Source organism: Mycobacterium sp. IDUB_1 (assembly GCF_055419625.1).
On the sequence record NZ_JBVAYA010000004.1, the window covers coordinates 437,647 to 464,350 of the forward strand.

Here is a 26,704-nt window from a genome sequence, read left to right on the forward strand (position 1 = left end):
GATCGTGGCCTGAACCCTGGGCTCACCTGCGGTACGGTCCCCACAGAGCTTATGCGGCGCCGTCGACGCCGCCGGCGATGAGTACAGACCGAACGGAGGGATCGCGGCGTGGTCGAGGCTTTCGTGCTCATCCAGACCGAAGTCGGCCGTGCCGAGATCGTTGCCAAACAGCTCGCCGGTCTCGCCGGTGTGCTGTCGTCGGAGTCCGTGACCGGACCCTACGACGTGATCGTGCGGGTGGGGGCGCCGACGCTGGCCCAGCTGACGTCGGGTGTGGTGCCCGCCGTGCAACAGGTGGCGGGCATCACCCGGACGTTGACGTGCCCGATCGCCGTCCCGATTGGTGAGGTCGCCCGCCCGTAGAGTGTCGCCATGACCGACACGACCGGCGACGGTCCGCCCCGCGCTGCGCTCGTCGCGGCGATCGTGCTGGCAGTCGGAGCGGCCGTCGGCTTCCTGGTGTTCGCGACGGTCACACAGCACCGGCAGGGCCCCGCACCCGTAGCACTCTCGAGCGTGCCGGCTCCCCGTGCGGACGGTCCCGACTGCGCCGCTCTGGTGGAGAAGCTGCCCGACGAGTTGGGCGATTACCGGCGCGCACCACTGGTCGATCCCGCGCCGGCGGGGGCGGCCGCATGGCAGCGTGACGACGGCGGCGAACCGCTGGTGCTGCGGTGCGGCGTGGAACGCCCGACCGACTTCGTGGTCGGCGCCCCGCTCACCGTGGTCGACGCGGTCTCGTGGTTCCAGGTGCAGGATTCAGCCGACACCGAGCGAGCCACGTGGTTCGCGGTGGACCGGCCCGTCTACGTGGCGTTGACCCTGCCCTCCGGCTCAGGGCCCGACGCCATCCAGACGGTGTCGAAGACCCTGGCCGACGCGTTGCCGGCGCGACCGGTCGATCCCGGCCCGGCCACGTAGCGGCTAGCGCAGGCCGGTGCCGCGGGCGACGGCGGTGTCGACCATCGTGGCGAGCAGGGTCGGGTAGTCCAGCCCGCTGGCCGCCCACATGCGCGGATACATCGAGATCGTGGTGAAGCCCGGCATGGTGTTGATCTCGTTGATGACCGGGCCGTCGTCGGTGAGGAAGAAGTCGACGCGGGCCAGTCCCTGGCAGTCGATGGCCTGGAATGCCCGGATCGACAGTGCGCGGATCTCGTCGGCGACGTCGTCGTCCACCTTGGCCGGGACGTCAAGTTCGGCCGCGTCGTCGAGATATTTGGTCTCGAAGTCGTAGAAGCCGTCGTCGCGGCCACGCACACCGGCGACGCGGATCTCGCCGACCGTGCTGGCGCCGAGGCGGCCGTCGGGAAACTCCAGGACTCCGCACTCGAGCTCGCGGCCGAGAACGGCGGCCTCGACGATCACCTTCGGGTCGTGGCGCCGCGCCAGCTCGATCGCGGCCGGCAGCAGATCCCACGAAGTGACGCGACTGACCCCGATCGACGAGCCGCCGCGGGCGGGCTTGACGAAGACCGGCAGCCCGAGCCGCTCGCGGTCGGTCAGCGACACCAGCGACTCTGTGGTGTCCTGGGGCCGCAGCACGATCTGGTCTCCGATCGGCAGGTCGGCGGCGGCCAACAGCTTCTTGGTGAACTCCTTGTCCATCCCCACCGCGCTCGCGAGGACGCCCGCGCCGACGTACGGCACTCCGGCCAGCTCGAGCAGGCCCTGGATGGTGCCGTCCTCCCCGTAGGGGCCGTGCAGCACCGGGAACACGACGTCGACCGAGGCCAGTACCTCGCCGGCGGCCTCCCCCATGGACAGCAGTTGCCCGCGCCGGGCCGGATCGGGAGAGAGCGCGAGCGCGGTTCCGGACGCCTCGCTCACACCGGGCAGCGAGCCGTCGGTGATGGCCAAGCTCTCAGGGCGGCCGTCGCCGAGCACCCAGGATCCGTGCGGGGTGATCCCGACGGCGACCACCTCGAACCGCTGCGGGTCGAGGTTGCGCAGGATGCTGCCTGCGGAAACACACGAGATCGCGTGCTCAGAACTCCGTCCGCCATAGACGACGGCAACGCGGGTGCGGGCAGTCACAGTCTGGAGAGGCTACCGGCCGACCCCGGCGAGGGCCGACTCGATATCGGCGAGCAGGTCGTCGGTGTCCTCGATTCCACAGGAGATGCGGGCGAAGCCGGCTGGTACCGGATCGCCCCACCGCGCCCTGCGGTCGACCGAGGTGTGCACGCCGCCGAAGCTGGTGGCTCCGACAACCAGCGCACTGCGGCGCACCAGCTCGTGCACCGCATCAGCGTCGGCCAACTCGACCGAGACGATGCCCCCGAAGCGACGCATCTGCCGGGCGGCGACGGCGTGGGACGGATCGTCGGGCAGACCGGGGTAGCGCACGGCCGCGACCGCGGGATGCGAGCGCAACATCATCGCCAGCGCCGCGGCGTTCTGGCATTGCCGTTCGAACCGCAGGCCCAGGGTGCCCAGGCCGCGCAACACCAGCCACGCCTCGAACGCACCGAGGATCGGCCCGGCGAGGAGCCGCTCGCGCTGCAGCCGGTCCATCACGTCGGTCCGGTTACCGGCGACGTAGCCGGCGAGCAGATCGTGATGCCCGGCGAGCGCCTTGGTGGCGCTGGCCACCACGAGATCGGCGCCGAGCGAAAGCGGTTGCTGTCCCAGCGGTGTCGCCGTCGTGTTGTCGACCACGAGCAGCGCGCCCCGGGGCCGGCACTGCATCGCCAAATGGTGCAGATCCACGACATCCAGGACCGGGTTCGACGGCGTCTCGGCCAGCACCACGTCGGCGTCGCGGGCTGCCTCGCACATGTCCTCGCTGCGAGCCTGGACGACGGTGACCCCGCGGGGGGCGAGGTATTCGGTGGCGTAAGCCCGCACCAGGTAGTAGCCGTCAGCCGGAACGACGAGCGTGCTACCCGGTTCGCTCACCACCCGCAGCAGGGATGTGATCGCCGCCATGCCCGATGCGAACGTCACCGCTGCGGCGGCGCCTTCGAGCTGCGCCAGGGCCGATTCCAGCTGCCGCCACGTGGGATTGTGTCGCCGGCCGTAGCTGTCGAGCGCGTCGTCCTCGTCGGCATCGATGTGGTAGACCGACGCCGGCACCGGTACCGGACCCACCGGTTGACCGGGAACATGTTCGCCAGCAATCGCTTTCAAGCTCCGCGTGGAATCCCCGTATGTCATCATCACTCCGGTTTCGTCGAACGGCCGAGCAACAGAGACACTGCATCCTCCACCGACAGACCCTTGTGGCACACCCCGTGCACGGCCTCGGTCAGCGGCATCTCGACGTCGTAGCTCGCCGAGAGCGCCAGCACGGACCGGCACGAGGTCACGCCTTCGGCGACGTGGCCGCCGGTGGCGGCCAGCGCTGCCTCCATCGTGCCGCCCTGCCCCAACCGCTCTCCGAAGGACCGATTGCGCGAACGCGGGGACATGCACGTCGCGACGAGATCCCCGATGCCGGCCAGACCTGCCAGTGTCGCCGGTTTGGCGCCCAACGCGATTCCGAGCCGCATGATCTCGGCCAGCCCGCGGGTGATGATGGCCGCGGCGGTGTTCTCCCCCAGCCCCGCGCCCGCAGCCATCCCCGACGCGAGGGCGATCACGTTCTTGCACGCTCCGCCGATCTCGGCACCGATGACATCGGCGTTGGTGTAGGGCCGGAAGTACCCGGTGGCCAGCGCCCGCTGCAGCGCCACCGCGCGACCCGAGTCACTGCACGCGATGACGGTCGCGGCGGGCTGTTCGGCGGCGACCTCGCTGGCGAGATTGGGACCGGTCACGACGGCCACGCGAGCGGCGTCGACACCGGTCACCTGCACCACCACCTGGCTCATCCGCATCAGTGTGTCCAGCTCGATGCCCTTGGCGAGGCTCACCAGGGTGGTGTCCGCACCGAGATGCGGCGTCCACTGGGTCAGATTGGCGCGCAGCGTCTGCGACGGTACGGCGAGCAGCACGGTGCATGCGCCACTGAGCGCCTCGGCGTAATCGCCGGTGGCCCGAATGGAGGTGGGCAGCGGGCCGTCGACGTATCCGGGATTGCAGTGCGTCCGGTTGATCTCGGCGGCCCGCTCCGGATCACGCGCCCACAATCTCACCCCGTTGCCGGCATCGGCCAGCACCTTCGCCAGGGCCGTGCCCCATGCTCCTGCACCCATCACCGCAGCCTCGACCACGGCTGCAACACTAGTCGGGAATAACTGCTGGCAGGATGGCGCTCGTGACCGGCATGAACACCTTTCCGGGCGCGCGCGTGCGAAGCAGGGACGCGGGCGTCAGTGTGGTGATCGCGGTCAAGCGGCTGACCGCGGCGAAGACGCGCCTTGCGCCGGCGTTCCCGCCGGCCACCCGCGGCGGTGTGGTCCTCGCCATGCTCGAGGACACGATCGCCGCTGCCATTGCCGTGCCGGCTGTCCGGTCGGTCATCGTGGTCACACCCGACGCCGATGCCGCGGCCGCCGCCGGCCGCCTGGGCGCGCTGGCCCTGGAGGATCCGACACCGGCTGGTCATCACGATCCGCTCAACCACGCGTTGGCCGCGGGGGAAACGCTGGCCCGTGACAGCACCACCAATGTGGTTGCCTTGCAGGGAGATCTGCCCGCCTTGCGCGAGTCGGAGCTGGCCGAGGCGATCACCGCGGCGGGTGCGCACCGGCGAAGTTATGTGGCCGACCGCCATGGCACGGGGACGGCTGCGCTGTTCGCATTCGGCGTACCGCTTCGCCCTCTGTTCGGTGCTGACTCCGCCGCGCGCCATCGCCGTTCGGGTGCTGCCGAATTGACCGGCGCCTGGCCCGGGCTGCGATGCGACATCGACACCGCGCAGGACCTCGCCGACGCCCGTCATCTTGGGCTCGGGTCGGCGACCTCGCAGGTGATCGGCGCACTGCGGTGAGCGCGAGTCCCTTCTGCTAGCCGCGGCGCCGGTGGATAGGGAATCATCGGGGGCATGACCGAAGCGCAGACCCGGCCGGACCCCGCGGAGACCACGGCAGACACGGTGGCGGACTCCGTGGCGGACTCGGTGGCGGACACCACCGAATCGGCGGTGCCCGATACCGCACCCGAAGCGCCACCGGCCGCGACCGCGCCCCCGGTCGAGAACCCACTTCCCGAAGACCGTTATCTGAACCGCGAGTTGAGTTGGCTCGACTTCAACGCCAGAGTCCTCGCGCTGGCGGCCGATCCGTCACTGCCGCTGTTGGAACGCTTGAAGTTCCTGGCGATCTTCGCGTCCAATCTCGACGAGTTCTACATGGTTCGCGTCGCCGGCCTCAAACGCCGCGACGAGATGGGTTTGTCGGTGCGCTCGGCCGACGGCCTGTCTCCCCGTGAACAACTCCGCCGGATCAGCGAGCGCACCCAGCAGCTCGCCAGTCGGCACGCGCATGTGTTCCTGGACGCGGTGCGCCCGGCGCTGGCCGACGAAGGCATCGTGATCGTGACGTGGGCCGAACTCGACGACGACGAACGCAGCCGCCTCTCGACGTACTTTCACGAGCAGGTGTTCCCGGTGCTGACTCCGTTGGCCGTCGATCCTGCGCACCCCTTCCCGTTCGTGAGCGGCCTGAGCCTGAACCTCGCGATCACCGTCAAGCACCCGGACGGTGGACAGCACTTCGCGCGAATCAAGGTGCCCGACAACGTGGACCGCTTCGTCGAGCTCGCCGCCCGCGAGGGGACCACCGACGTCGCACGCTTCCTGCCGATGGAGGAACTGATCGCCGCGTTCCTCCCCGTGCTGTTCCCCGGCCTGGAAATCGTGGAGCACCACGCGTTCCGGATCACCCGCAACGCCGACTTCGAGGTGGAAGAGGACCGCGACGAAGACCTGCTCAAAGCCCTCGAACGAGAGCTCGCGCGGCGCAGGTTCGGTTCCCCCGTGCGGCTCGAGGTCTCCGATGACATGACCGAGGGCATGCTGGAACTGCTGCTTCGCGAACTCGACGTGGCCGCGGGCGACGTCGTGGAAGTGCCGGGACTGCTGGACCTCTCGTCGCTGTGGCAGGTCTACGGCGTCGACCGGCCGGCACTCAAGGACCGTCCGTTCGTGCCGGCCACGCCCCCGGCGTTCGGCGAACGGGAGACACCCAAGAGCATCTTCTCGACGCTGCGCGACGGTGACGTGCTGGTGCACCATCCCTACGACTCGTTCTCCACCACGGTGCAACGGTTCATCGAGCAGGCTGCCGCCGATCCCAATGTGCTCGCGATCAAGCAGACGCTCTACCGCACCTCGGGTGACTCACCGATCGTCAATGCGCTGATCGATGCCGCCGAAGCGGGCAAACAGGTCGTGGCGCTGGTCGAGATCAAGGCCCGGTTCGACGAACAGGCCAACATCAAGTGGGCGCGCGCACTCGAGCAGGCCGGCGTGCACGTGGTGTACGGGCTCATCGGACTCAAAACCCATTGCAAGACATGCCTGGTCGTCCGCCGCGAAGGGTCGATGATCCGTCGTTACTGCCACATCGGCACCGGCAACTACAACCCCAAGACCGCCCGGCTGTACGAGGACGTGGGTCTGCTGACGGCCGCCCCGGACATCGGCGCGGACCTCACCGACCTGTTCAACTCCCTCACCGGGTACTCCCGCAAGGAGTCCTACCGCAACCTGCTCGTCGCGCCCTTCGGCGTGCGCCGCGGCATCGTCGAACGCATCGACCGCGAGATCGCCGCCACCCGTGACGGTGCCGAGGGTCGAATCCGGTTGAAGGCCAACGCATTGGTCGACGAGCAGGTCATCGACGCGCTGTACCGGGCATCCCAGGCCGGCGTCCGGGTCGAGGTGGTGGTGCGCGGCATCTGCGCGCTGCGGCCCGGCGGGGAAGGATTCTCGGAGAACATCGTGGTGCGCTCGATCCTCGGTCGGTTCCTCGAGCATTCACGGATCATTCACTTCCGCGCCATCGATGAATACTGGATCGGCAGCGCCGACATGATGCATCGTAATCTGGACCGCCGCGTCGAGGTCATGGCGCAGGTCAAGGATCCGCGATTGACGACCTCGCTGAACGACATCTTCGAATCCGCCATGGATCCGCGGACGCGCTGCTGGGAGCTCGGCGCCGACGGCAAATGGACGGCATTGCCTCAGGAAGGACAGACCGTGCGCGATCATCAGGTCTCGATGATGGAAAGCCACCGCCATCCGTGATCGGCCGATTCACCAGAGTGGGTACGTGACGCCGTGAAGACCGAACCCATCCTGGCCGCCGGCGCTGTTCTGTGGCGCCCGCAGGAGTCCACGGGTCATCCGGAGATCGCTGTGGTCCACCGTCCGCGGTATGACGACTGGTCCCTCCCCAAGGGGAAACTCGAACGCGGTGAGATCGAACCGGTCGCTGCCGTTCGAGAAATAGAGGAGGAGACGGGCTTCCGCGCCCATCTCGGGCGTCATCTGACGACGGTCAGCTATCCCGTCAAGGACACCACGAAGAAGGTTCGGTACTGGGCTGCCCGCACGGTCACAGGCGAGTTCGCGGCCAACGACGAAGTGGACGAACTGAAGTGGCTTCCCCTGGAGCACGCGATGAGCCAGGTGGACTATGCGCTGGATCGCAAGGTGCTGCGCCGGTTCGGCAAATCGCCGGTCGACACATCCACGGTGCTCGTCGTCCGGCACGCCACCGCGGGAAGCAAGAAGCGGTACTCCGGCGACGATCGCAAGCGCCCGCTCGACAAGAACGGCCGCGCCCAGGCCGAGGCGCTCGTGGATCTCCTGCTGGCGTTCGGGGCCGGCCAGTTGTTCGCTGCCGACCGGGTCCGCTGCCATCAGACCCTCGGACCTCTCGCCGAAGAGTTGGGCGTCCCGGTGGTCACCGAAACCGCCTTGACCGCAGAGGCATACGCGGAGAAGCCAAAGAGGGCTCGCCAGCGGGTGTTGGAGATCGCCGAGACCGCGTCTCACCCCGTGATCTGCACGCAGGGCGAGGTCATCCCCGATCTGATCGCGTGGTGGTGTGAGCGCGACGGTGTGCGCCCCGCCAAGTCACGCAATCGCAAGGGCAGCACCTGGGTACTGACGCTGGCAGGTGGACAGCTGATCAGCGCTGACCACCTCAGCTCACCGCTGGCGTCCCGCTAGCCCGACACGCGACGACGCCGTGAGCCTTGGCTCACGGCGTCGCCTGAAACTGCGTCGTCTGAAACTTCGGTGTCTGAAACCGATTACTTGCGACCGCGCTTGGCCGGAGCCTTCTTGGCAGGCGCTGCCTTCTTCGCAGGTGCGGCCTTCTTGGCGGGAGCCTTGGTCGCGGCCTTCTTGGCCGGGGCCTTGGTCGCGGCCTTCTTGGCGGGCGCCTTGGTCGCGGCCTTCTTGGCAGGAGCCTTCTTGGCAGGCGCTGCCTTCTTCGCAGGTGCGGCCTTCTTGGCGGGAGCCTTGGTCGCGGCCTTCTTGGCCGGGGCCTTGGTCGCGGCCTTCTTGGCCGGGGCCTTGGTCGCGGCCTTCTTGGCCGGAGCCTTGGTCGCAGCCTTCTTGGCCGGCGCCTTCTTTGCCGCCTTGCGGGCGGTGCTCGATGCGGTCACTCCGCGCTTGACGGCGGGACCCTCGGCCGGAAGCTTCTGCGCACCGGAGACAACAGCTTTGAACTGAGCGCCGGGGCGGAAGGCCGGAACGGACGTGGGCTTGACCTTGACCGTCTCACCCGTGCGGGGGTTGCGGGCAACACGGGCGGCGCGGCGGCGCTGCTCGAAGACACCGAAGCCGGTGATCGTCACGCTGTCACCCTTGTGCACGGCGCGCACGATGGTGTCGACGACGTTCTCCACGGCGGCGGTCGCTTGCCGACGATCCGAGCCCAACTTCTCCGTGAGTACGTCGATGAGCTCTGCCTTGTTCATGCAAAACCTCCGGGAACTGTGGTCCTCTCTGGACCGACTAGAGGACACGGTAAACCCATTACCCGTTGATTTCCAAGAGCCACGCGCAATTTCAGGCCGCGTCAGCGAACTTTTTTCAATCCGCTTGGCCCCCTTCGGGTCCTACCGGGCCGCCGCAAAAGTGGATTGCAGAGCGGATATTTCACCGCGCAAGCCTGCCGTTCAGGACGTCAGAGTACGCGGTTTCCACTCTGGGCGGTGCGCCTCGTAATCCTCGATCTGATCGAGTTTCCGCAGCGTAAGGCCTATATCGTCGAGTCCTTCGAGCAGACGCCACGCGGTGTAGTCATCAATCTTGAAGGGCACCACCATCGTTTCGGCGGCGATGGTCCGATCTTGAAGATTGACAGTGATTTCCGTGCCCGGCCGCTGCTCGATGATTTTCCACAACAATTCCACATCGTCTTGTGCGACTTCGGCCGCCAACAGTCCGGCCTTGCCGGCGTTGCCCCGGAAAATGTCAGCGAATCGTGACGAGATGACCACCCGGAAGCCGAAGTCCATCAGCGCCCAGACCGCGTGTTCGCGCGACGAACCGGTCCCGAAATCGGCCCCCGCCACCAGAACCGAACCGCGGTCGAACGGCGACTGATTGAGCACGAACGACGGATCGTTGCGCCAGGCCGCGAACAAACCGTCCTCGAATCCCGTGCGGGTCACGCGTTTCAGATAGACCGCCGGGATGATCTGGTCGGTGTCGACATTGGTGCGGCGCAGCGGCACGCCGATCCCGGTGTGGGTGGTGAAGGCTTCCATGTCAGCGTCTCCGTTTTTCAGTGTGTGGGCGCGGGGATCAGATCGGCCGGGGACGACAGGGTGCCCCGGACGGCGGTCGCGGCGGCGACTGCCGGCGACACCAGGTGTGTGCGACCACCTTTGCCTTGCCTGCCCTCGAAATTGCGGTTCGACGTCGAGGCACAGCGCTCGCCGGGGGCGAGCTGATCGGGGTTCATGCCCAGGCACATCGAGCAGCCGGCCTGGCGCCACTCCGCGCCTGCGGCGGTGAAGATCTCGCCGAGACCTTCGGATTCGGCCTGAGCGCGCACCCGCATGGAGCCGGGCACGATCAGCATCCGGACGCCGTCGGCGACAGATCGATCGCGAAGCACGTCGGCCACCACCCGCAGGTCCTCGATCCGGCCGTTGGTGCAGGAGCCGACGAACACCGCGTCGACCGGGATGTCGCGCATGGGGGTACCCGCCGCGAGACCCATGTATGTCAACGCCTTTTCGGCAGTCTCCCGCTGGCTGTCGTCGAACATCGCTTCCGGATCGGGTACCGCGCCCGACAACGGCACCCCTTGGCCGGGGTTGGTGCCCCAGGTGACGAACGGGCTCAGCGTCGAGGCGTCGATGTGGACCTCGGTGTCGAATTCGGCGCCCTCGTCGGTGCGGAGCTCACGCCATGCGGCCACCGCGTCGTCCCACGCGGCACCCGTCGGCGCGTGCTGGCGCCCCTTCAGGAACGCGAAGGTGGTGTCGTCCGGTGCCACCATGCCGGCGCGAGCGCCCGCCTCGATGCTCATGTTGCAGATCGTCATCCGGCCTTCCATGGACAGCGATTCGATGGCGCTGCCCCGGTATTCGATGACGTGTCCCTGCCCGCCGCCGGTTCCGATCTGCGCGATCACCGCGAGGATGATGTCCTTGGCGCTGACGCCGGGCGGCAGTTCGCCGTCGACGGTGACGGCCATGGTCTTGAACGGCCGCAACGGAAGTGTCTGGGTGGCCAGCACATGTTCGACTTCCGACGTACCGATGCCCATGGCCAAGGCGCCGAACGCCCCGTGGGTCGAGGTGTGGCTGTCACCGCACACGACGGTCATGCCGGGCTGCGTGAGACCCAGCTGCGGACCGATGATGTGGACGATGCCCTGCTCGGCATCCCCCATCGGATGCAGACGGATCCCGAACTCGGCGCAGTTGCGGCGCAACGTCTCCACCTGAGTCCGGGACACCGGGTCGGCGATCGGCTTGTCGATGTCGACGGTAGGCACGTTGTGGTCCTCGGTGGCGATCGTCAGGTCGGGCCGCCGCACCGGCCGTCCCGCCATCCGCAGCCCGTCGAATGCCTGGGGGCTGGTCACCTCGTGCACGAGGTGCAGATCGATGTAGATGAGATCCGGTTCGCGGGCATCACCCTCACCGTTGCCCGCGACGACGACGTGATCACTCCACACCTTCTCGGCGAGAGTCCGCGGGTTGTTCGCGATGTCCATTGACCATCTCACAATCTGGGAAGCTAGTATCTCCTTGTGAGACAGGATAGCGGTATCGGCGTGCTCGACAAAGCGGTGGCCGTCCTGCACGCGGTCGCCGAGTCCCCCTGCGGTCTGGCCGATCTGTGCGATCGCACCGCCCTGCCCCGCGCGACCGCACACCGGCTTGCCGTCGGACTGGAGACGCACCGGCTGCTCGCGCGCGACGCCGACGGGCAGTGGCGCCTGGGCCCAGCGCTCGCCGAGCTCGGCAGCCACGTCCGCGACCCACTCGTGTCGGCGGGCGCCGTGGTGTTGCCCCGCCTGCGCGAACTCACCGGTGAGAGTGTGCAGCTGTACCGAAGGGACGGGACTGCACGCATCTGCATCGCCGCGCTGGAACCGCCTGCCGGTCTTCGGGATACGGTGCCGATCGGCGCGCGTCTGCCGATGACGGCCGGCTCGGGGGCCAAGGTACTGCTGGCATACGCCGACCCCGCCACCCAGCGCACCGTCCTTGCCGATGCGGCGTTCACCGACCGCGCGCTCGCCGAGGTGCGCAAGCGCGGCTGGGCGCAGAGCGCGGCAGAACGGGAACCCGGGGTGGCGAGCGTGTCGGCGCCGGTCCGCGACGGCCGCGGCGCCGTGGTCGCCGCTGTGTCGGTGTCCGGGCCGATCGACCGGATGGGACGGCGTCCGGGCGCGCGCTGGGCGGCCGATCTGGTGGCCGCCGCCGACGCCCTGACCCGGCGGCTCTGAAGGCCCCGACATGAAAAACTCGCAGGCCTTCAAGGCCTGCGAGCAGATGTACCCCCGATGGGATTCGAACCCACGCTACCGCCGTGAGAGGGCGGCGTCCTAGGCCGCTAGACGACGGGGGCTAGAACTCTTTCCGGACGGTCAGCATAGCCGAGACACACAGTGCTGACCTAATCCGCACATTGGCTGGGGTACCAGGACTCGAACCTAGAATGGCTGAACCAGAATCAGCTGTGTTGCCAATTACACCATACCCCATTGGCAGCCCGTCACCGCAGGTCACGGGCCATTTTGCGGCCCCAGCGCCTCGCGATGGTGCCGCGTTGCGCCGTTGTCCGGGCCGACGAGCACACTACCAAAGATTTCCGGGTGCTTTCTCCACCCCCGTCACACCGCCGCCGCAGCATGGTCTCGGCCTGCTCGCAGCCGCGCCAGCGTGCGGTCACGCCCCAGCAGCTCCAGCGATTCGTAGAGCGGCGGGCTCACCGACGAGCCGGTCACCGCGACGCGGACGGGTCCGAACGCCTTGCGGGGCTTGAGTTCGAGCCCGTCGATCAGCGCGACCTTGAGCGCCTCCTCGATCTGCGGACTGCTCCACTCCCCGAGCGCCTCGAGAACGCCCAGGGCGGCCTCGAGAACCGGCACCGCGTCGGGCCGCAGTTCCTTGCCTGCCGACTTCTCGTCGAGCGCGAAGGACCCGTCGTCGAGGAACTTGAGGAGCCCCCAGGCGTCGCCGAGAACCACGATGCGCGTCTGCACCAGTGCGGCCGCTTCGGCGAAGGCGGCGTCGTCGAGCCCGGTGTCGTGGTCGTGGGCGCGGAAATACTCGCCCAGGCGGCGGGTGAACTCGTCGGTCTCGAGCATCCGGATGTGCTCGGCGTTGAGTGCGTCGGCCTTCTTCTGGTCGAATCGGGCCGGATTGGAGTTCACGTCGGCGACGTCGAACGCCGCGACCATCTCCTCGATGCTGAAGATGTCCCGGTCGTCAGCGATCGACCAGCCCAGCAGCGCAAGATAGTTGAGCAGGCCCTCGGGAATGAATCCGCGCTCACGGTGCAAGAACAGATTGGACTGCGGGTCGCGTTTGGACAGCTTCTTGTTGCCCTCGCCCAGCACCGGCGGCAGGTGAGCGAACCGAGGCGCGCCGTCGGCGATGCCGAGCCGTTCGAGCGCGGCGTAGAGCGCCAGCTGCCGCGGGGTCGAGGGCAGGATGTCTTCACCCCGCAACACGTGGGTGATCTTCATCAGCGCGTCGTCGACCGGATTCACCAACGTGTACAACGGTTCTCCGTTGCCCCGCGTCAGCGCGAAGTCCGGGATCGAGCCCGCGGGAAAGGTCGTCTCTCCCCGCACCAGGTCGTCCCACGTGATGTCGGTGTCGGGCATCCGCAGCCGGATGACCGGCGAGCGGCCCTCGGCACGCAACTCCGCCCGCTGCTCGTCGGTGAGGTCGCGATCGAAGTTGTCATAGCCCAGCTTCGGGTTGCGCCCCGCCGCGAGATGCCGAGCCTCCACCTCCTCTGCGGTGGAGAACGCCTCATAGGCCTCCCCCGCCTCGAGCAGTCGCGCCAGAACATCGGTGTAGATCTCACGCCGGCCCGACTGCCGGTACGGCTCGTACGGCCCGCCGACCTCTGGCCCTTCGTCCCAGTCGAGGCCGAGCCACCGCAGCGCATCGAGCAGCGCCCGATAGCTGTCATCACTGTCACGCGCGGCATCGGTGTCTTCGATGCGAAACACGAAGGTGCCGCCGGTGTGCCGGGCGTAGGCCCAGTTGAACAACGCGGTACGGATCAACCCGACATGGGGGGTGCCCGTCGGAGACGGACAGAACCTGACTCTGACGTTCGGCGGGACGGTCACGATTTTCCTTTGCGCACAACGGGATTGGTGAGTGTTCCGATGCCTTCGACGCTGATGCTGACGCTGTCGCCGTGCTCGAGGGGGCCCACACCCTCGGGCGTTCCGGTCAGGATCAGGTCCCCGGGCAGCAGCGTCATGACCGCCGAGATCCACTCGATGATCGCGCCGATGTCATGGATCATCAACGATGTTCGGCTGCGCTGCTTGACCTCACCGTTGACCTCGGTGCGGATCTCGAGATCGGACGCGTCCACATCGGTGACGATCCAGGGGCCGACCGGACAGAACGTGTCGTGGCCCTTGGCGCGCATCCACTGGCCGTCCTTCTTCTGCTGATCACGTGCCGACACGTCGTTGGCGATCGTGTAACCGAGGATGTTCTCCGCGGCGCGCGAGGCAGGCACGTCCTTGCACGGACGGCCGATGACGGCGGCCAGTTCGCCCTCGAAGTGCACCGGATGGGCGTCGGCGGGGAGCTGGATCGGCGTGCGGGGTCCGATGATCGCGGTGTTGGGCTTGAGGAAGATGATGGGATCCTCGAAGGTGCCGCCGCCCATCTCCTCGATGTGGGCGGCGTAGTTCTTGCCCATGCAGACGACCTTGCTGGCCAGGATCGGCGCCAGCATGCGGACGTCGGCCAGCGGCCACTGCCGGCCGGTGAATGTCGGTGTGCCGAACGGGTGCTCGGCGATCTCACGGGCGATCGCCTCCCCGGGCTCGTCGACCGGCCCTTCGATGGAGACAAAGGCCACACCATCAGGGCTGGCGATTCGACCAAGACGCATGGCAGTCAGCCTAGCGCCAGCACCCCGCGCGCAAGCGGGCGCACAGCCGACGCGAAGCGGGTCTCAATATGTGAGATATCAGTTCAATAATGTGAGATGCCCGTGCCACCATGGCGGTATGGACACCTCCTCGATCAGCACCGCGCGGCGCTGGTCCATGTTGATCGTCGCTCTGGCCGCCACGTTGTGCGCCAACGTCTTCATCAACGGTGTGGCCTTCCTCATACCGACGCTGCATCGTGAGCGCGGCCTGGATCTCGCACAGGCAGGACTGATGTCCGCGCTACCCAGCCTGGGCATGGTGGTGACCCTGATCGCGTGGGGTTACGTCGTCGACCGGTTCGGCGAGCGGACGGTGTTGACCCTGGGTTCGGCGTTGACCGCCGCCGCCGGCTTCGGTGCGGCAGCCGCGGACTCGCTGCCGACGGTCGGAGTCTTCCTCTTCCTGGGCGGGATGGCGGCGGCGAGCAGCAACACCGCCAGCGGCCGCTTGGTGGTCGGCTGGTTCGACGCGGAAAAGCGTGGTCTGGTGATGGGCATCCGTCAGACCGCCCAGCCGCTGGGCGTCGGCGTCGGCGCGCTGGTGATTCCCCGACTGGCCGAATCCAGCGGGGTGTCGGGCGCGCTGCTGTTCCCTGCTGCCGTCTGCGCGGTCTCGGCGGTCGTGTGCGCCGTCGCGGTGCTGGACCCGCCGAGACCGGCGCGCGCCGAGGCCAGTGAGACCGACCTCGCCAACCCCTACCGAGGGTCCAAACTGCTGGTTCGCATCCATCTGACCTCTCTGTTGCTGGTGGCGCCGCAGGCGATGGTGTGGACCTTCACGCTGGCCTGGTTGATCACCGACAGGGGCTGGTCCGCCGGCTCCGCGGGCGCGATGGTCACCGTCGCGCAATTGCTGGGTGCCGGCGGACGAATCGCGGCCGGGCGGTGGTCGGACTTCGCCCTACGGCGTTCTGCAGACGTGCTGAGCTCGCGGATGAGACCCATACGCACGATCGCCGCAGCCGCGTCGGTGTCGATGGGGCTGCTGGCGCTGACCGATTGGCTGGACTCCCCCGCCAGCATCGCGCTCATGATCGTCGCGTCGGTGGTCACGGTGTCGGACAACGGGCTGGCCTTCACCGCCATCGCCGAGGTCGCCGGCCCGTTCTGGAGCGGGCGCGCCCTGGGCACGCAGAACACCACCCAGCTGCTGACCGCGGGCGTCACTCCGCCGCTGTTCGGCGCGCTCATCACCGCGGCCGGCTACCCCACGGCCTTCGCGGTGTGCGCGCTGTTCCCCTTGCTGGCGATTCCGTCGGTGCCTGCGACGCGTTCGAGGTTCTCGGCACAGCGCAGCAGCGACTCCGCGAGCTGACGGCGCTCTGCCGCCGGCATGCCCTCTGTCATCGACGCGTCGACAGCGCTGACCGCGTCGTGCGCCGCGGCCAACCGCGCCTGTCCCTCGACGGTGAGCTCCAGCGCACGCGCGCGGCCCGGTCGGCTCGTTGCGGCGTCGGCGATCAACCTCCCGCCCCGCAGGGCGCCGAGGAGGTCCTGCAGCGACTGCCGGGTCACGAAACACAACCGGGCGAGTTCGGCGGCCGACGCGTCTGGATGATCAGCGAGCGCGCGCAGCACCGCGTACTGGGACATCGACAGCCCGGTGGGCCGCAACGCCGAATCACAGCGGCGCCGCAGCGACTGCTGGACCCGTTTGACCAGATATCCGACCGCGTCTTCCACATCCGTCATGACAGGAACCTTACACAGGTGTACGGTTGCTTTGTAAGGAAGCTGACATAAGGAGGACAGATGCCCACGATTCAGACGAACAGCCCCTGGACCACCCTGATCAACGTGTTCACCGTCGCCCCGGAGCGCGCGGAGGCGCTCGCCGGCGTGCTCACCCGCGCCACCGAGGAGGTGATGCGCCATCTGCCGGGCTTCGGCTCTGCCAGCATCCACATCAGCCGCGACCGGACCCGCGTGGTGAACTACGCACAGTGGGACACCGCGGAGTCATTCGTCGCGATGCAATCGAATCCGGCTGCGCGAGAACACATGACGGTGGCCGCCGAGATCGCCGACGACTTCCAGCCGCATCTCTACGACGTGGCGTCGGTGCACGAACGCGACTGACGCCGGCGCGGGAGCAGCACCAGGGCGGCAACCAGGAAACAGAGCGCACCGACGAAGGTGCCGAGGTTGGCCAGCCTCTCGTCCTCGGTGACGCCTGTCGTGCGCACGAACGCAGCACCGGCCGACACGGCGAACGCCACACACCCGATCATGTTGATCACAGCGGAACGCCAGTCGCGGGACTGCAGATCGATCAGCGCGCCCACCGCCGCCATGCCGAGGACGCCACTGACCAGAAATGCCGTGGACCCGAAAACGTCGGGTACCCAGACATAACGCCGCTCACTGGCGACCGCATGCGCCCACACCGACGCCCCTGTGCTGAGGTTGAACAGCACGGTCCCGACGAATTGCACTGCCGCGCTGAACCATTCCGAGCTATGTGCACGGTCGCTGCGGAACAGTTGAATCCAGGCCGCAGTCGTGAAGAACCACGACCCGCAAAAGCACAGCAGATTCGCTCCGCCCGCACCCAGCCACGCCGGGACACCGGGCGCGGTCGCCAGCGCGAACAGCGACGAGCCGACGACGAACAGCCAGCACTGCGCAGACAGTGTGGCCAGCCGCCGGATGGCTACAGCTTTCCGAGGATGCGCTCGCCGACCTGGGCGGTGGTCAGCGACTGATCACCCCGGGTCGCGAGATGCTCGGCGACCGCCGCGTCGACACGGGCCGCCGCGTCGAGCTCGCCGAGGTGGGCCAAGAGCAACGACACGCTCATGATCGCCGCCGTCGGGTCCGCGATGCCCTGCCCGGCGATGTCGGGTGCGCTGCCGTGCACGGGCTCGAACATCGACGGATTGGTCAGCGTCGCGTCGATGTTGCCGCTGGCCGCCAGCCCGATGCCACCGCACACCGCCGCGGCGAGGTCGGTGATGATGTCGCCGAACAGATTGTCGGTGACGATCACGTCGAACCGGCCGGGATCGGTGACCATGTGGATCGTCGCCGCATCGACGTGCTGGTAGGCCACCTCGACGTCCGGATACTCCGCAGCCACGGACTGCACGGTGCGCCACCACAGCGATCCGGCGTGGGTCAGCACATTGTTCTTGTGCACCAGGGTCAGATGCTTACGGCGGCTCTGCGCACGGTGGAACGCGTCGAGCACCACACGGCGCACGCCGTAAGCGGTGTTGACGCTGACCTCGGTCGCGATCTCATGGGGGGTGTCCACCCGGATCGCACCGCCGTTGCCGGTGTAGGGACCCTCGGTGCCCTCGCGCACGACGACGAAGTCGATCTCCGGGTCGCCGGCCAGCGGACTGCGCACACCGGGGTACAGCCGGCCCGGGCGCAGGTTGACGTGGTGGTCGAGCTCGAAGCGGATACGCAGCAGCAGACCGCGTTCGAGCACCCCGCTGGGCACCGAAGGGTCACCGATCGCCCCGAGCAGGATCGCGTTGTGCGCCTTGAGTTCGTCGAGGACCGAGGCGGGCAGCACCTCGCCTGTCTTGTGGTACTGGCGCGCGCCGAGTTCGTACTCGGTCTTCGCGACTCCGGGGCGGACGGCGTCGAGCACCGTGAGCGCCTGACCGATCACCTCCGGACCGATCCCGTCGCCGCCGATCACCGCGAGTTTCAACGGAGCGCTCATGTCAGGTCGACCACTTCCAATGTCGCAGCGTTGACGTCCCGGCCGATGGTGGCCAGAACGTCGTCGGGCACGTTCCGGTCCAGGCGCAGCATGATCGTCGCACCCTGACCGTCGGCGTCCTGGCTGAGCTGGGCGGCCAGGATGTTGACCTCGGCGCTGCCGAGCAGCGTGCCGATCTTGCCCAGCGCGCCGGGTTGGTCGTCATAGTTGACGATCAGGTTCACGCCTTCGGCACGCAGATCGAGGTTGCGGCCATTGATCTGGACGATCTTCTCCACCTGCTGCGGACCCGACAGCGCGCCGGCCACGTTGACCGTGCTGCCGTCGGCGGCCACGGCGCGGACGTCGACGACGCTGCGGTGGTTCGGGCTCTCCGATTCGGTGTCGATGGACGCTTCGACGCCGCGCTCGGCGGCCAGCGCCGGGGCGTTAACGAAGGTGACCGGATCCTCGATGACCGCTGAGAACAGACCGCGCAACGCCGAGAGGCGCAGCACCTCGACCTCCTCGCTGGCCAGCTCGCCGCGCACCTGGACGCAGAGGTTCGTGGGCAGCTCTGCAGACAGCGCACCGACGAGCAGCCCGAGCTTGCGGACCAGATCCAGCCACGGCGCGACCTCTTCGCCGACTGCACCGCCGCCGACGTTGACCGCGTCGGGCACGAACTCACCGGCGAGCGCGAGCTTGACGCTGGCGGCCACGTCGGTGCCGGCGCGATCCTGGGCCTCGGTCGTCGATGCGCCGAGGTGCGGCGTCACCACCACCTGGGGCAGCTCGAACAGCGGGCTGTCGGTGCACGGTTCTGTGGCGAACACGTCCAGACCGGCACCGCGCACATGACCGCTCGTGATCGCGTCGGCCAGCGCCTGCTCGTCGATGAGTCCGCCTCGCGCGGCGTTGACGATGATGACGCCCTGCTTGGTCTTGGCCAGCGCATCCTTGCCGATCAGCCCTGCCGTCTCCTTGGTCTTGGGCAGGTGCACCGAGATGAAGTCTGCGCGGGCGAGGAGCTCGTCGAGGCTGAGCAGCTCGATGCCGAGCTGCGCCGCGCGGGCGTGCGAGACGTAGGGGTCGTAGGCGGTGATGTGGGCGCCGAACGCGGCCAGCCGCTGGGCCACCAGCTGGCCGATCCGTCCGAGGCCGACGACGCCGACCGTCTTGCCGAAGATCTCGGTGCCGGAGAACGACGACCGCTTCCACGTGTGCGCGCGCAGGGTGGCGTCGGCGGCCGGGATCTGACGGGCCGCCGACAGCAGCAGCGCGAGCGCGTGCTCGGCGGCGCTGTGGATGTTGGAGGTGGGGGCGTTGACGACCAGCACACCGCGGGCGGTGGCGGCGTCGACGTCGACGTTGTCCAGTCCCACACCGGCGCGGGCGACGATCTTCAGCTTGGGCGCTGCGGCCAGGACCTCGGCGTCGACGGTGGTGGCCGAGCGCACCAGCAGCGCGTCGGCTTCGGCGACGGCGGCCAGCAGCTTCTCCCGGTCCGGGCCGTCGACCCAACGGACCTCCACCTGGTCGCCCAACGCTTCGACGGTCGAGGGGGCCAGCTTGTCGGCGATCAATACCACGGGCAGACTCACGAGGCCTCAGCCTAGTGGGCTGTAATGATCGGGTGGTGAGCGGGGAAAGCGGCACCAACGTCACGGTCGTCGGAAGCGGGCCCAACGGGCTGGCTGCCGCGGTGATCTGCGCACGGGCCGGCCTGTCGGTCCGGGTGATCGAGGCCCAGCCCACCGCCGGCGGCGGCGCTCGCTCGGCGCCCGACCCGGAGTATCCCGGCGTCGTCCACGACATCTGCTCGGCCGTTCACCCGTTGGGGGTGGCCTCCCCCTTCTTCGCCGAGTTCGATCTCGCGGCGCGCGGCGTGGAGCTGCGCACCCCGGAGGTGTCGTATGCGAACCCGCTGCCCGACCGGCCGGCCGCGGTCGCCTACCGCTCGTTGGAGCGCACCTGCGCGGAATTGGACGACGGCGCCTCCTGGCGGCGCCTGTTCGGCCCGCTGACCGAGCACGTCGACGGGGTGCTGGGCTTCTTCCTCGGCGACAAGCGGTCGCTGCCACCGGACCTGCTGACCACGGTGCGCGCTGGGGTGCGGGTGCTGGCGATGGGCAGCCCGGCGTGGGGCCTGCTGCGCGGCGAGGACGCCCGCGCGCTGTTCACCGGCGTTGGCTCGCACGCCATCTCGCCGATGCCCTCCCCCGTCAACAGCGGGGCGGGCTTGATGCTCGGGACGGTGGCGCACACCGCGGGATGGCCGGTGCCCGTCGGCGGCACGCAGGTGATCGCCGACGCGCTGATCGCTGATCTGGTGGCTCACGGCGGCGAACTGGTCCTCGGCGAACCCGTGACCGCACCGCCCGGCGGGGTCGTCATCTGGGACACCGCCCCGACGGCCCTGCTCGACATCTACGGCGATGCGGTGCCGGCGAGATACGCACAAGCGTTGCGGCGTTATCGATTCGGACCTGGCGTCTGCAAGGTGGACTTCGTGTTGGCCGGCGAGATTCCCTGGCGCGACCCACGTCTGGCGCAGGCGGGCACCCTGCACATGGGTGGCACGCGTGCGCAGATGGCACTCGCCGAGGCCGAAGTCGCCGCGGGCCGCCATGCCGAGATGCCGATGACACTGGCCGCGCTGCCGCATGTGGTCGATCCGTCCCGTATCGATGACCAGGGTCGCCGCCCGCTGTGGACCTACGCGCACGTGCCCGCGAATTCGACCGCCGACCTCACCGAGACGATCACCGGACTGTTCGAGCGTGCCGCGCCCGGCTTCCGCGATCTCGTGGTCGCCGCGCGGTGCGTGCCGGCCGCCCGGATGGCCGACCACAACGCGAATTACGTCGGCGGTGACATCATCGTCGGCGGCGCAACGCTGTTCGCTGCCATGGTCGGACCCACTCTGCGGCTGAACCCGTGGACGACGCCGATTCCCAGGGCGTACCTGTGTTCGGCGGCGACGCCACCGGGCACCGGTGTGCACGGGATGGCCGGCTACTACGCGGCACGCACGGTGCTACGCCGTGAATTCGGCATCACCACGATGCCGCGCCTCGCGCCCTGATTCCGCGAAGGTCGATCGCGAAGACTTCTCGAAATCGAGTAGTCCAATACTCATTCCCGGACAGCAAAGTCGTCATACGCTCCCCGCGTACGTAAACAGGCCATTCTGGCGAACAGGGGAGAAACTCGTGTCGTTTTCAAAATCTACCATTGGCGGACGGCATCGCCGGGCGTCCGACACATCATCGCGCACGAGGTTGATCGCCTGTGCCACAACGTCTATCGGCGCACTCGCGATAGCGGGTGGCGTTGCTGGCGGCATCGCGCCTCCCGCGAGCCCGATTATTGGTTCCGCGGTTGCAGCAAAGGCGAGCAGCCAACAACCGCGTCACGCGTCGGGCGTCGTTCCCGCCGCGGACCTCGCCGTTGCCCTAGCCGCCCTGACGACCGGGACGCCCAGCGGTGCCGGGTCGCGTGCCGCGGCGCCCGCCAACGTGACGCCCACCGAGATCCCGGTGACCGGTGCGCTGTCCGACTTCATCAGCTCGACCGGCACTCGCGCCCCGCGGCATCTCCGGATCGTCGAGTCCACCATCGTGTCCGCACCGCTGCCGAAGACATCGATACGAAATCGGTCCGACGACAACGCAGCTGACACGACGCGCATCGCATCGGCCACGCTCGCCGGTCCCGACGGCGTCAGGGTGGGGCTGCTGTTCACGTTCACCAAGACCGCCGAGGGCCTGACCGTGGTCGACCGATTCGGCGTGATGTGGATCGGCAACGGCGCAGACGGCGTGCTGCCGGGAGAGGCCGGACAGGACGGCGGGCGACTGTTCGGCAACGGCGGCAATGGCGCCGACGGTCTCGACGGCACAGCTACAACGGGTCCCACAGCCGGTGGAAATGGCGGGAAGGGCGGTCTGTTCGGTGGAACAGGCGGCAGCGGCGGCAAGGGCGGAGACGGCGCTACCGATGAATTTGGCGTCGCGAGTGCCGGTGCGAAGGGCGGCAACGGCGGCGCGGGCGGCCGCTTCAAGGGCGACGGCGGTGACGGCGGTGAGGGCGGCCTCGGCGGGAACGCCGTGTTCGGTCCCGGCGCGAACGGCGGCAACGGAGGCAGTGGCGGCAAAGCCGGTCTTTTCTCGGGCACCGGCGGCGACGGCGGGGCAGGAGGCGGAGGCGGCGAAGGTAGCTTCGGGGCGGGGACCCCGGCGACTGCGGGCGGAAACGGCGGCAGCGGCGGTAGCGGTGGTGCCGGTGCCGCCTTCGGCGGTGACGGCGGCGCCGGCGGTGCAGGCGGCGGCGGGGGTGACGGCGGCGACGGAAGCAACAGCGGGTCTGCCCCGAGACCCGGCGCGAGAGGCGCTGACGGTGGTGCGGGCGGAACCGGCGGAACGGGAGGCGCTGCCGGCGGGAGCGGAACCGGTGGCGACGGCGGCCTCGGTGGCGGGGGCGGCCGAGGAGGCATAGGCGGCACGGGCAACGTGACCAAGCCTGGCGGAGAGGGCGGCACCGGCGGCGAAGGCGGTTACGGAGGAGACGGTGGCGCCGGGACGTCGCGGGGCGCAGACGGCCAGGGCGCGACGGGTGGCCCCGGCGGCTCCGGTGGTCGCGGCGGACATGGCAACTCGCCGGATGGCAACTCCAACGCCGGCAATGAAGGAACCCCGGGCACCGGCGGCCACGCCGGACAGGCCGGCAGCGGGCGTGACGGTGGCGCCGGCGGCAGCGGTGGCACCGGCGGCACCCCCGGCGCCGGCACATAGGGCGCCACCTGTCACCCTGCGAACGCTTTCGGTGTAGTTCGTCACGCCCAGCGTGACGAACTACACCGAAATCACGACGAAATCAGGCGGTTTCGGTGATCGGGCGGTCGACCCAGCTCATCAGGTCGCGCAGCTTCTTGCCGGTGACCTCGATCGGGTGCTCGGCGTTCTCCTTGCGCAGGCCCTCGAGTTCCTTGTTGCCACCCTCGACGTTGGCGACCAGCCGCTTGACGAACGTACCGTCCTGGATGTCCTTGAGGATGTCCTGCATCCGCTTCTTGGTGTCGGCATCGATGACCCGCGGGCCCGACAGGTAGCCGCCGAACTCCGCGGTGTCGGACACCGAGTAGTTCATGCGCGCGATGCCGCCCTCGTACATCAGGTCGACGATCAGCTTGAGCTCGTGCAACACCTCGAAGTACGCCATCTCCGGCGCGTAGCCCGCCTCGACCATGACCTCGAAGCCGGTCTTGACCAATTCCTCGGTGCCGCCGCACAACACGGCCTGCTCACCGAAGAGGTCGGTCTCGGTCTCTTCCTTGAAGGTGGTCTTGATGACACCGGCGCGCGCGCCACCGATCGCCTTCGCGTAGGACAGTGCGAGCGCCTCGCCCTCACCCCTGGGGTCCTGATCGACGGCGATCAGACAGGGCACGCCCTTGCCGTCGACGAACTGCCGGCGGACCAGGTGGCCCGGGCCCTTGGGCGCGACCATGCCGATCGTGACGTTGGCCGGCGGCTTGATCAGACCGAAATGGATGTTCAGGCCATGGCCGAAGAACAGCGCATTGCCGTCTTCGAGGTTCGGCTCGATGTCGTTCGTGAAGATCTCTGCCTGCGCGGTGTCCGGCGCGAGGAGCATGATGACGTCGGCCCACTTGGCCACCTCGGCCGGGGTATCGACGTCGAGGCCCTGCTCGGTGACCTTCTCGCGGGACTTCGACCCCTCCTTGAGGCCCACCTTCACCTGCACCCCGGAGTCGCGCAGGCTCAGTGAATGCGCGTGCCCCTGGCTGCCGTAGCCGATGACGGCGACCTTGCGGCCCTGGATGATCGACAGGTCCGCGTCGTCGTCATAGAACATCTCAACTGCCATTGTCGTGGATCTTCTTTCTACTCTGTGCTTTTCAGCTACTTGGTGCCGATTCCGCGGGGGCCACGCGACAGCGACACCACACCGGACTGGACGATTTCTCGGATACCGTACGGCTCCAGGACGCGTAGCAGCGCCTCGAGCTTGGCCGGGGTACCGGTGGCCTCGACGGTCAACGACTCGTTGGACACGTCGACGACCTTGGCGCGGAACAGGTTCACGGCTTCGATGACCTGACCGCGGGTGGTGGCATCGGCGCGCACCTTGATCAGTGCGATCTCCCGCGACACCGCGTTGTCCTCGTCCTGCTCCACGATCTTGATCACGTTGACGAGCTTGTTGAGCTGCTTGGTGATCTGCTCGAGCGGCGAATCCTCGACGTCGACGACGATCGTCATCCGCGAGAGGTCCTTCTGCTCGGTGGCACCAACAGCCAGCGAGCAGATGTTGTAGCCGCGCCGTGAGAACAGCGACGCCACGCGAGCGAGCACGCCGGGCTTGTCCTCGACGAGCACCGACAGGGTGTGGATGGTGCTCATCAGAGCCCTCTCTTCTTCGCGCAAGCGCTCATCAGGCGTGCCCCTCTTCGTTGTCGAACAGCGGTCGGATTCCGCGCGCCGCTTGGATCTCGTCGTTGCTGGTACCTGCGGCGACCATCGGCCACACCTGAGCATCAGCGCCGACGACGAACTCGATGACCACCGGGCGGTCGTTGATCTCGCGCGCCTGACGGATCACGTCGGCGACGTCCTCTTCGCGCTCGCAGCGCAGCGCGACACAGCCCAGCGCCTCGGAGAGCTTCACGAAATCGGGGATGCGACGGGTGTGGGTGGCCAGATCGGTCTGGCTGTAGCGCTCTTCGTAGAACAGCGTCTGCCATTGCCGCACCATGCCGAGGTTGCCGTTGTTGATCAGCGCGACCTTGATCGGCACACCTTCGATGGCGCAGGTGGCCAGTTCCTGATTCGTCATCTGGAAGCAGCCGTCTCCGTCGATGGCCCACACCTCGGCCTCCGGGCAACCCATCTTGGCGCCCATCGCCGCGGGCACCGCGTAGCCCATCGTGCCGAGACCGCCGGAGTTGAGCCACGTCTTGGGCTTCTCGTATTTGATGAACTGCGCTGCCCACATCTGGTGCTGTCCCACGCCGGCCACGTAGATCGCGTCGGGGCCGGCGATCTTGCCCAGCGTCTCGATCACGTACTCCGGCGACAGGCTGCCGTCGCTTTGCGGTCCGTAGCTCAGCGGATAGGTCGACTGGATTCCGCTCAGGTACTCCCGCCAGTTGTCCAGCGGGGTCGAGCCGAGATCACTGTCGCGCCGGAGAGCCTCGACCAGATCGGTGATGACCGCCTTCACGTCGCCCACGATCGGCACGTCGGCGTGGCGGTTCTTGCCGATCTCGGCGGGATCGATGTCAGCGTGGATCACTTTGGCTTCGGGCGCAAAGGAATCCAGCTTGCCGGTCACCCGGTCGTCGAAGCGGGTGCCCAGCGCGATCAGCAGATCGCTGCGCTGCAGCGCCGCCACCGCGGCCACCGTGCCGTGCATACCGGGCATGCCGAGGTTCTGCGGATGGCTGTCGGGGAACGCGCCGCGGGCCATCAGCGTGGTGACCACCGGGATGCCGGTGAGCTCGGCCAACGCCAGCAGCTCCTCGGACGCCTCGCCGCGGATGACGCCGCCGCCGACGTAGAGGACCGGCTTGCGGGCGGCCGCGATCAGCTTGGCGGCCTCACGGATCTGCCGGTTGTGCGGCTTGGTGTTCGGCTTGTAGCCGGGGAGTTCGAACTTCGGCGGCCAGGCGAAGGTGCACTGGCCCTGCAGCACGTCCTTGGGGATGTCCACGAGCACCGGGCCGGGCCGGCCGCTGGAGGCGATGTGGAACGCCTCGGCGATGACGCGCGCGATGTCGTCACCGTTGCGGACCAGGAAGTTGTGCTTGGTGACGGGCATGGTGATGCCGGAGATGTCGGCTTCCTGGAAGGCGTCGGTGCCGATGAGGCTGCGGCCGACCTGACCGGTGATGGCCACCACGGGGATCGAGTCCATGTAGGCATCGGCCAGTGGGGTCACCAGGTTGGTGGCGCCGGGGCCCGAGGTGGCCATGCACACACCGACGCGGCCGGTGGCGTGGGCGTAGCCGCTGGCGGCGTGACCGCCGCCCTGCTCGTGCCGGACCAGCACGTGGCGCAGCTTCACCGAGTCGTAGAGCGGGTCGTAGACGGGCAGCACCGCACCGCCGGGGATGCCGAAGATGACGTCGACGTCGAGTTCCTCGAGGGCACGGATGACGGCTTGTGCGCCGGTGAGCTGAAGTGGCGCAACGTTTTTGGGTTGCGGCGTGGTGGGGGCGGCGGTACGAGTCCCGTTGGCCGGGTTCGCCGGCTGCTCAGGTGCTCGCGTGGTGGGTGCGCTCACGGTGTCCTCTTGTGTCCTGTCCGGCCTGTGTGGCTTGGGTAGATCTTCTCAAATCAGTGCTGGGGCAACAAAAAACCCCCGTCAGCCGGGAGGCTGAGCGAGGGTTGCGCGTCGATGCGGTTGTGCTATGCCCGGACCAGGGCTAGCGCGGCATCAACGCGCAACCCAATTACTACGAGAGAGTCCAGGACCTGCATAGCTCCCGACGGTAGCTCGCGAACCGGACTTCG

At 68.2% G+C, this 26,704-nt stretch carries 25 protein-coding genes and 2 tRNA genes; 10 read left to right on the forward strand and 17 right to left on the reverse strand.

Annotated features, from left to right (window positions below; all coding sequences use genetic code 11):
- Window positions 1-108: 108 nt before the first annotated feature.
- Window positions 109-363 (forward strand): Lrp/AsnC ligand binding domain-containing protein, encoded by a 255-nt coding sequence (locus ACZYYX_RS23075; RefSeq protein ID WP_463816946.1) that lies wholly within the window; start codon window positions 109-111, stop codon window positions 361-363.
- 9 nt (window positions 364-372) lie between these two features.
- Entirely contained in the window at window positions 373-921 is a 549-nt protein-coding gene (locus tag ACZYYX_RS23080) for a DUF3515 domain-containing protein (RefSeq protein WP_463816947.1), read from the forward strand.
- A 3-nt stretch (window positions 922-924) separates the two neighbouring features.
- Here ACZYYX_RS23080 and ACZYYX_RS23085 read toward each other — a convergent pair whose 3' ends face one another.
- Genes ACZYYX_RS23085 through ACZYYX_RS23095 form a run of 3 tightly spaced genes read right to left on the reverse strand, consistent with a single transcriptional unit; the run spans window position 925 to window position 4,139 of the window.
- The gene (locus ACZYYX_RS23085) at window positions 925-2,037 is read right to left on the reverse strand and encodes a D-alanine--D-alanine ligase family protein (RefSeq protein ID WP_463816948.1); all 1,113 of its coding nucleotides are present in this window, start codon (window positions 2,035-2,037) and stop codon (window positions 925-927) included.
- A 12-nt stretch (window positions 2,038-2,049) separates the two neighbouring features.
- The gene (locus ACZYYX_RS23090; protein WP_463817194.1) at window positions 2,050-3,162 is read right to left on the reverse strand and encodes a cystathionine gamma-lyase; all 1,113 of its coding nucleotides are present in this window, start codon (window positions 3,160-3,162) and stop codon (window positions 2,050-2,052) included.
- Window positions 3,162-4,139 (reverse strand): NAD(P)H-dependent glycerol-3-phosphate dehydrogenase, encoded by a 978-nt coding sequence (locus tag ACZYYX_RS23095; protein WP_463817196.1) that lies wholly within the window; start codon window positions 4,137-4,139, stop codon window positions 3,162-3,164. Before ACZYYX_RS23095 ends, ACZYYX_RS23090 begins: the two co-directional genes overlap by 1 nt.
- A 53-nt stretch (window positions 4,140-4,192) precedes the next feature.
- On the opposite strand from ACZYYX_RS23095, the gene cofC reads away from it, so the two are divergent.
- The 3 genes from cofC to mutT1 are packed head-to-tail and all read left to right on the forward strand — an operon-like array spanning window position 4,193 to window position 8,068.
- On the forward strand, window positions 4,193-4,876 hold the full coding sequence (gene cofC / locus ACZYYX_RS23100) for a 2-phospho-L-lactate guanylyltransferase (RefSeq protein ID WP_463816949.1): 684 nt from the start codon (window positions 4,193-4,195) through the stop codon (window positions 4,874-4,876).
- 54 nt (window positions 4,877-4,930) lie between these two features.
- Window positions 4,931-7,138 carry an RNA degradosome polyphosphate kinase gene (locus ACZYYX_RS23105; RefSeq protein ID WP_463816950.1) on the forward strand — a complete coding sequence of 736 codons (2,208 nt, stop codon included), beginning with the start codon at window positions 4,931-4,933 and terminating at the stop codon, window positions 7,136-7,138.
- Window positions 7,139-7,171: 33 nt separating this feature from the next.
- Window positions 7,172-8,068 (forward strand): 8-oxo-(d)GTP phosphatase MutT1, encoded by an 897-nt coding sequence (gene mutT1 / locus ACZYYX_RS23110; RefSeq protein WP_463816952.1) that lies wholly within the window; start codon window positions 7,172-7,174, stop codon window positions 8,066-8,068.
- Window positions 8,069-8,151: 83 nt separating this feature from the next.
- Here mutT1 and ACZYYX_RS23115 read toward each other — a convergent pair whose 3' ends face one another.
- The 3 genes from ACZYYX_RS23115 to leuC all read right to left on the reverse strand — a co-directional run bounded on the left by ACZYYX_RS23115 (window position 8,152) and on the right by leuC (window position 11,081).
- Window positions 8,152-8,823, reverse strand: coding sequence for an HU family DNA-binding protein (locus ACZYYX_RS23115; protein ID WP_463816953.1), 672 nt, complete (start codon window positions 8,821-8,823; stop codon window positions 8,152-8,154).
- A gap of 201 nt (window positions 8,824-9,024) precedes the next feature.
- On the reverse strand, window positions 9,025-9,618 hold the full coding sequence (gene leuD, locus ACZYYX_RS23120; RefSeq protein ID WP_463816954.1) for a 3-isopropylmalate dehydratase small subunit: 594 nt from the start codon (window positions 9,616-9,618) through the stop codon (window positions 9,025-9,027).
- 17 nt (window positions 9,619-9,635) lie between these two features.
- Window positions 9,636-11,081, reverse strand: a complete 1,446-nt coding sequence (gene leuC, locus ACZYYX_RS23125; RefSeq protein ID WP_463816955.1) for a 3-isopropylmalate dehydratase large subunit — start codon at window positions 11,079-11,081, stop codon at window positions 9,636-9,638.
- Between the two features lie 36 nt (window positions 11,082-11,117).
- Between leuC and ACZYYX_RS23130 the strand changes: the two genes are divergently transcribed.
- A complete protein-coding gene (locus ACZYYX_RS23130) occupies window positions 11,118-11,819 on the forward strand; it encodes an IclR family transcriptional regulator (RefSeq protein ID WP_335333765.1) in 702 nt (233 codons plus the stop codon).
- A 49-nt stretch (window positions 11,820-11,868) separates the two neighbouring features.
- Here ACZYYX_RS23130 and ACZYYX_RS23135 read toward each other — a convergent pair.
- The 4 genes from ACZYYX_RS23135 to ACZYYX_RS23150 all read right to left on the reverse strand — a co-directional run bounded on the left by ACZYYX_RS23135 (window position 11,869) and on the right by ACZYYX_RS23150 (window position 14,467).
- Window positions 11,869-11,941: transfer RNA gene (locus ACZYYX_RS23135), tRNA-Glu, on the reverse strand.
- A 61-nt stretch (window positions 11,942-12,002) separates the two neighbouring features.
- Window positions 12,003-12,077 (reverse strand) — tRNA-Gln (locus ACZYYX_RS23140).
- A 129-nt stretch (window positions 12,078-12,206) separates the two neighbouring features.
- The gene (gltX, locus tag ACZYYX_RS23145; protein ID WP_463816956.1) at window positions 12,207-13,682 is read right to left on the reverse strand and encodes a glutamate--tRNA ligase; all 1,476 of its coding nucleotides are present in this window, start codon (window positions 13,680-13,682) and stop codon (window positions 12,207-12,209) included.
- A complete protein-coding gene (locus ACZYYX_RS23150; RefSeq protein WP_463816957.1) occupies window positions 13,679-14,467 on the reverse strand; it encodes a fumarylacetoacetate hydrolase family protein in 789 nt (262 codons plus the stop codon). The genes gltX and ACZYYX_RS23150 overlap by 4 nt, the downstream gene beginning before the upstream one ends.
- 118 nt (window positions 14,468-14,585) lie before the next feature.
- Here ACZYYX_RS23150 and ACZYYX_RS23155 point away from each other — a divergent pair, with 118 nt between their 5' ends.
- On the forward strand, window positions 14,586-15,824 hold the full coding sequence (locus ACZYYX_RS23155; protein WP_463816958.1) for an MFS transporter: 1,239 nt from the start codon (window positions 14,586-14,588) through the stop codon (window positions 15,822-15,824).
- Here ACZYYX_RS23155 and ACZYYX_RS23160 read toward each other — a convergent pair.
- Window positions 15,713-16,201, reverse strand: a complete 489-nt coding sequence (locus ACZYYX_RS23160; RefSeq protein ID WP_463816959.1) for a MarR family winged helix-turn-helix transcriptional regulator — start codon at window positions 16,199-16,201, stop codon at window positions 15,713-15,715. The genes ACZYYX_RS23155 and ACZYYX_RS23160 overlap by 112 nt on opposite strands.
- 60 nt (window positions 16,202-16,261) lie before the next feature.
- Here ACZYYX_RS23160 and ACZYYX_RS23165 point away from each other — a divergent pair, with 60 nt between their 5' ends.
- Window positions 16,262-16,588 (forward strand): antibiotic biosynthesis monooxygenase family protein, encoded by a 327-nt coding sequence (locus tag ACZYYX_RS23165; protein ID WP_463816960.1) that lies wholly within the window; start codon window positions 16,262-16,264, stop codon window positions 16,586-16,588.
- Here ACZYYX_RS23165 and ACZYYX_RS23170 read toward each other — a convergent pair.
- The 3 genes from ACZYYX_RS23170 to serA are packed head-to-tail and all read right to left on the reverse strand — an operon-like array spanning window position 16,555 to window position 19,768.
- On the reverse strand, window positions 16,555-17,160 hold the full coding sequence (locus tag ACZYYX_RS23170) for a hypothetical protein (RefSeq protein ID WP_463817197.1): 606 nt from the start codon (window positions 17,158-17,160) through the stop codon (window positions 16,555-16,557). The genes ACZYYX_RS23165 and ACZYYX_RS23170 overlap by 34 nt on opposite strands.
- A 2-nt stretch (window positions 17,161-17,162) precedes the next feature.
- Complete coding sequence (locus ACZYYX_RS23175) at window positions 17,163-18,173, reverse strand: 3-isopropylmalate dehydrogenase (RefSeq protein ID WP_463817198.1); 1,011 nt, start codon at window positions 18,171-18,173, stop codon at window positions 17,163-17,165.
- A gap of 8 nt (window positions 18,174-18,181) precedes the next feature.
- Window positions 18,182-19,768, reverse strand: a complete 1,587-nt coding sequence (gene serA / locus ACZYYX_RS23180) for a phosphoglycerate dehydrogenase (protein ID WP_463816961.1) — start codon at window positions 19,766-19,768, stop codon at window positions 18,182-18,184.
- Window positions 19,769-19,803: 35 nt separating this feature from the next.
- Here serA and ACZYYX_RS23185 point away from each other — a divergent pair, with 35 nt between their 5' ends.
- Window positions 19,804-21,252 (forward strand): phytoene desaturase family protein, encoded by a 1,449-nt coding sequence (locus ACZYYX_RS23185; protein WP_463816962.1) that lies wholly within the window; start codon window positions 19,804-19,806, stop codon window positions 21,250-21,252.
- Window positions 21,253-21,685: 433 nt separating this feature from the next.
- Window positions 21,686-22,960 (forward strand): hypothetical protein, encoded by a 1,275-nt coding sequence (locus ACZYYX_RS23190; RefSeq protein WP_463816963.1) that lies wholly within the window; start codon window positions 21,686-21,688, stop codon window positions 22,958-22,960.
- 82 nt (window positions 22,961-23,042) lie between these two features.
- Here ACZYYX_RS23190 and ilvC read toward each other — a convergent pair whose 3' ends face one another.
- The 3 genes from ilvC to ACZYYX_RS23205 are packed head-to-tail and all read right to left on the reverse strand — an operon-like array spanning window position 23,043 to window position 26,474.
- The gene (ilvC, locus tag ACZYYX_RS23195) at window positions 23,043-24,044 is read right to left on the reverse strand and encodes a ketol-acid reductoisomerase (protein WP_463817199.1); all 1,002 of its coding nucleotides are present in this window, start codon (window positions 24,042-24,044) and stop codon (window positions 23,043-23,045) included.
- Between the two features lie 47 nt (window positions 24,045-24,091).
- Complete coding sequence (gene ilvN, locus ACZYYX_RS23200; RefSeq protein WP_335333531.1) at window positions 24,092-24,592, reverse strand: acetolactate synthase small subunit; 501 nt, start codon at window positions 24,590-24,592, stop codon at window positions 24,092-24,094.
- Between the two features lie 31 nt (window positions 24,593-24,623).
- Window positions 24,624-26,474 (reverse strand): acetolactate synthase large subunit, encoded by a 1,851-nt coding sequence (locus tag ACZYYX_RS23205; protein ID WP_463816964.1) that lies wholly within the window; start codon window positions 26,472-26,474, stop codon window positions 24,624-24,626.
- Window positions 26,475-26,704: the final 230 nt, after the last annotated feature.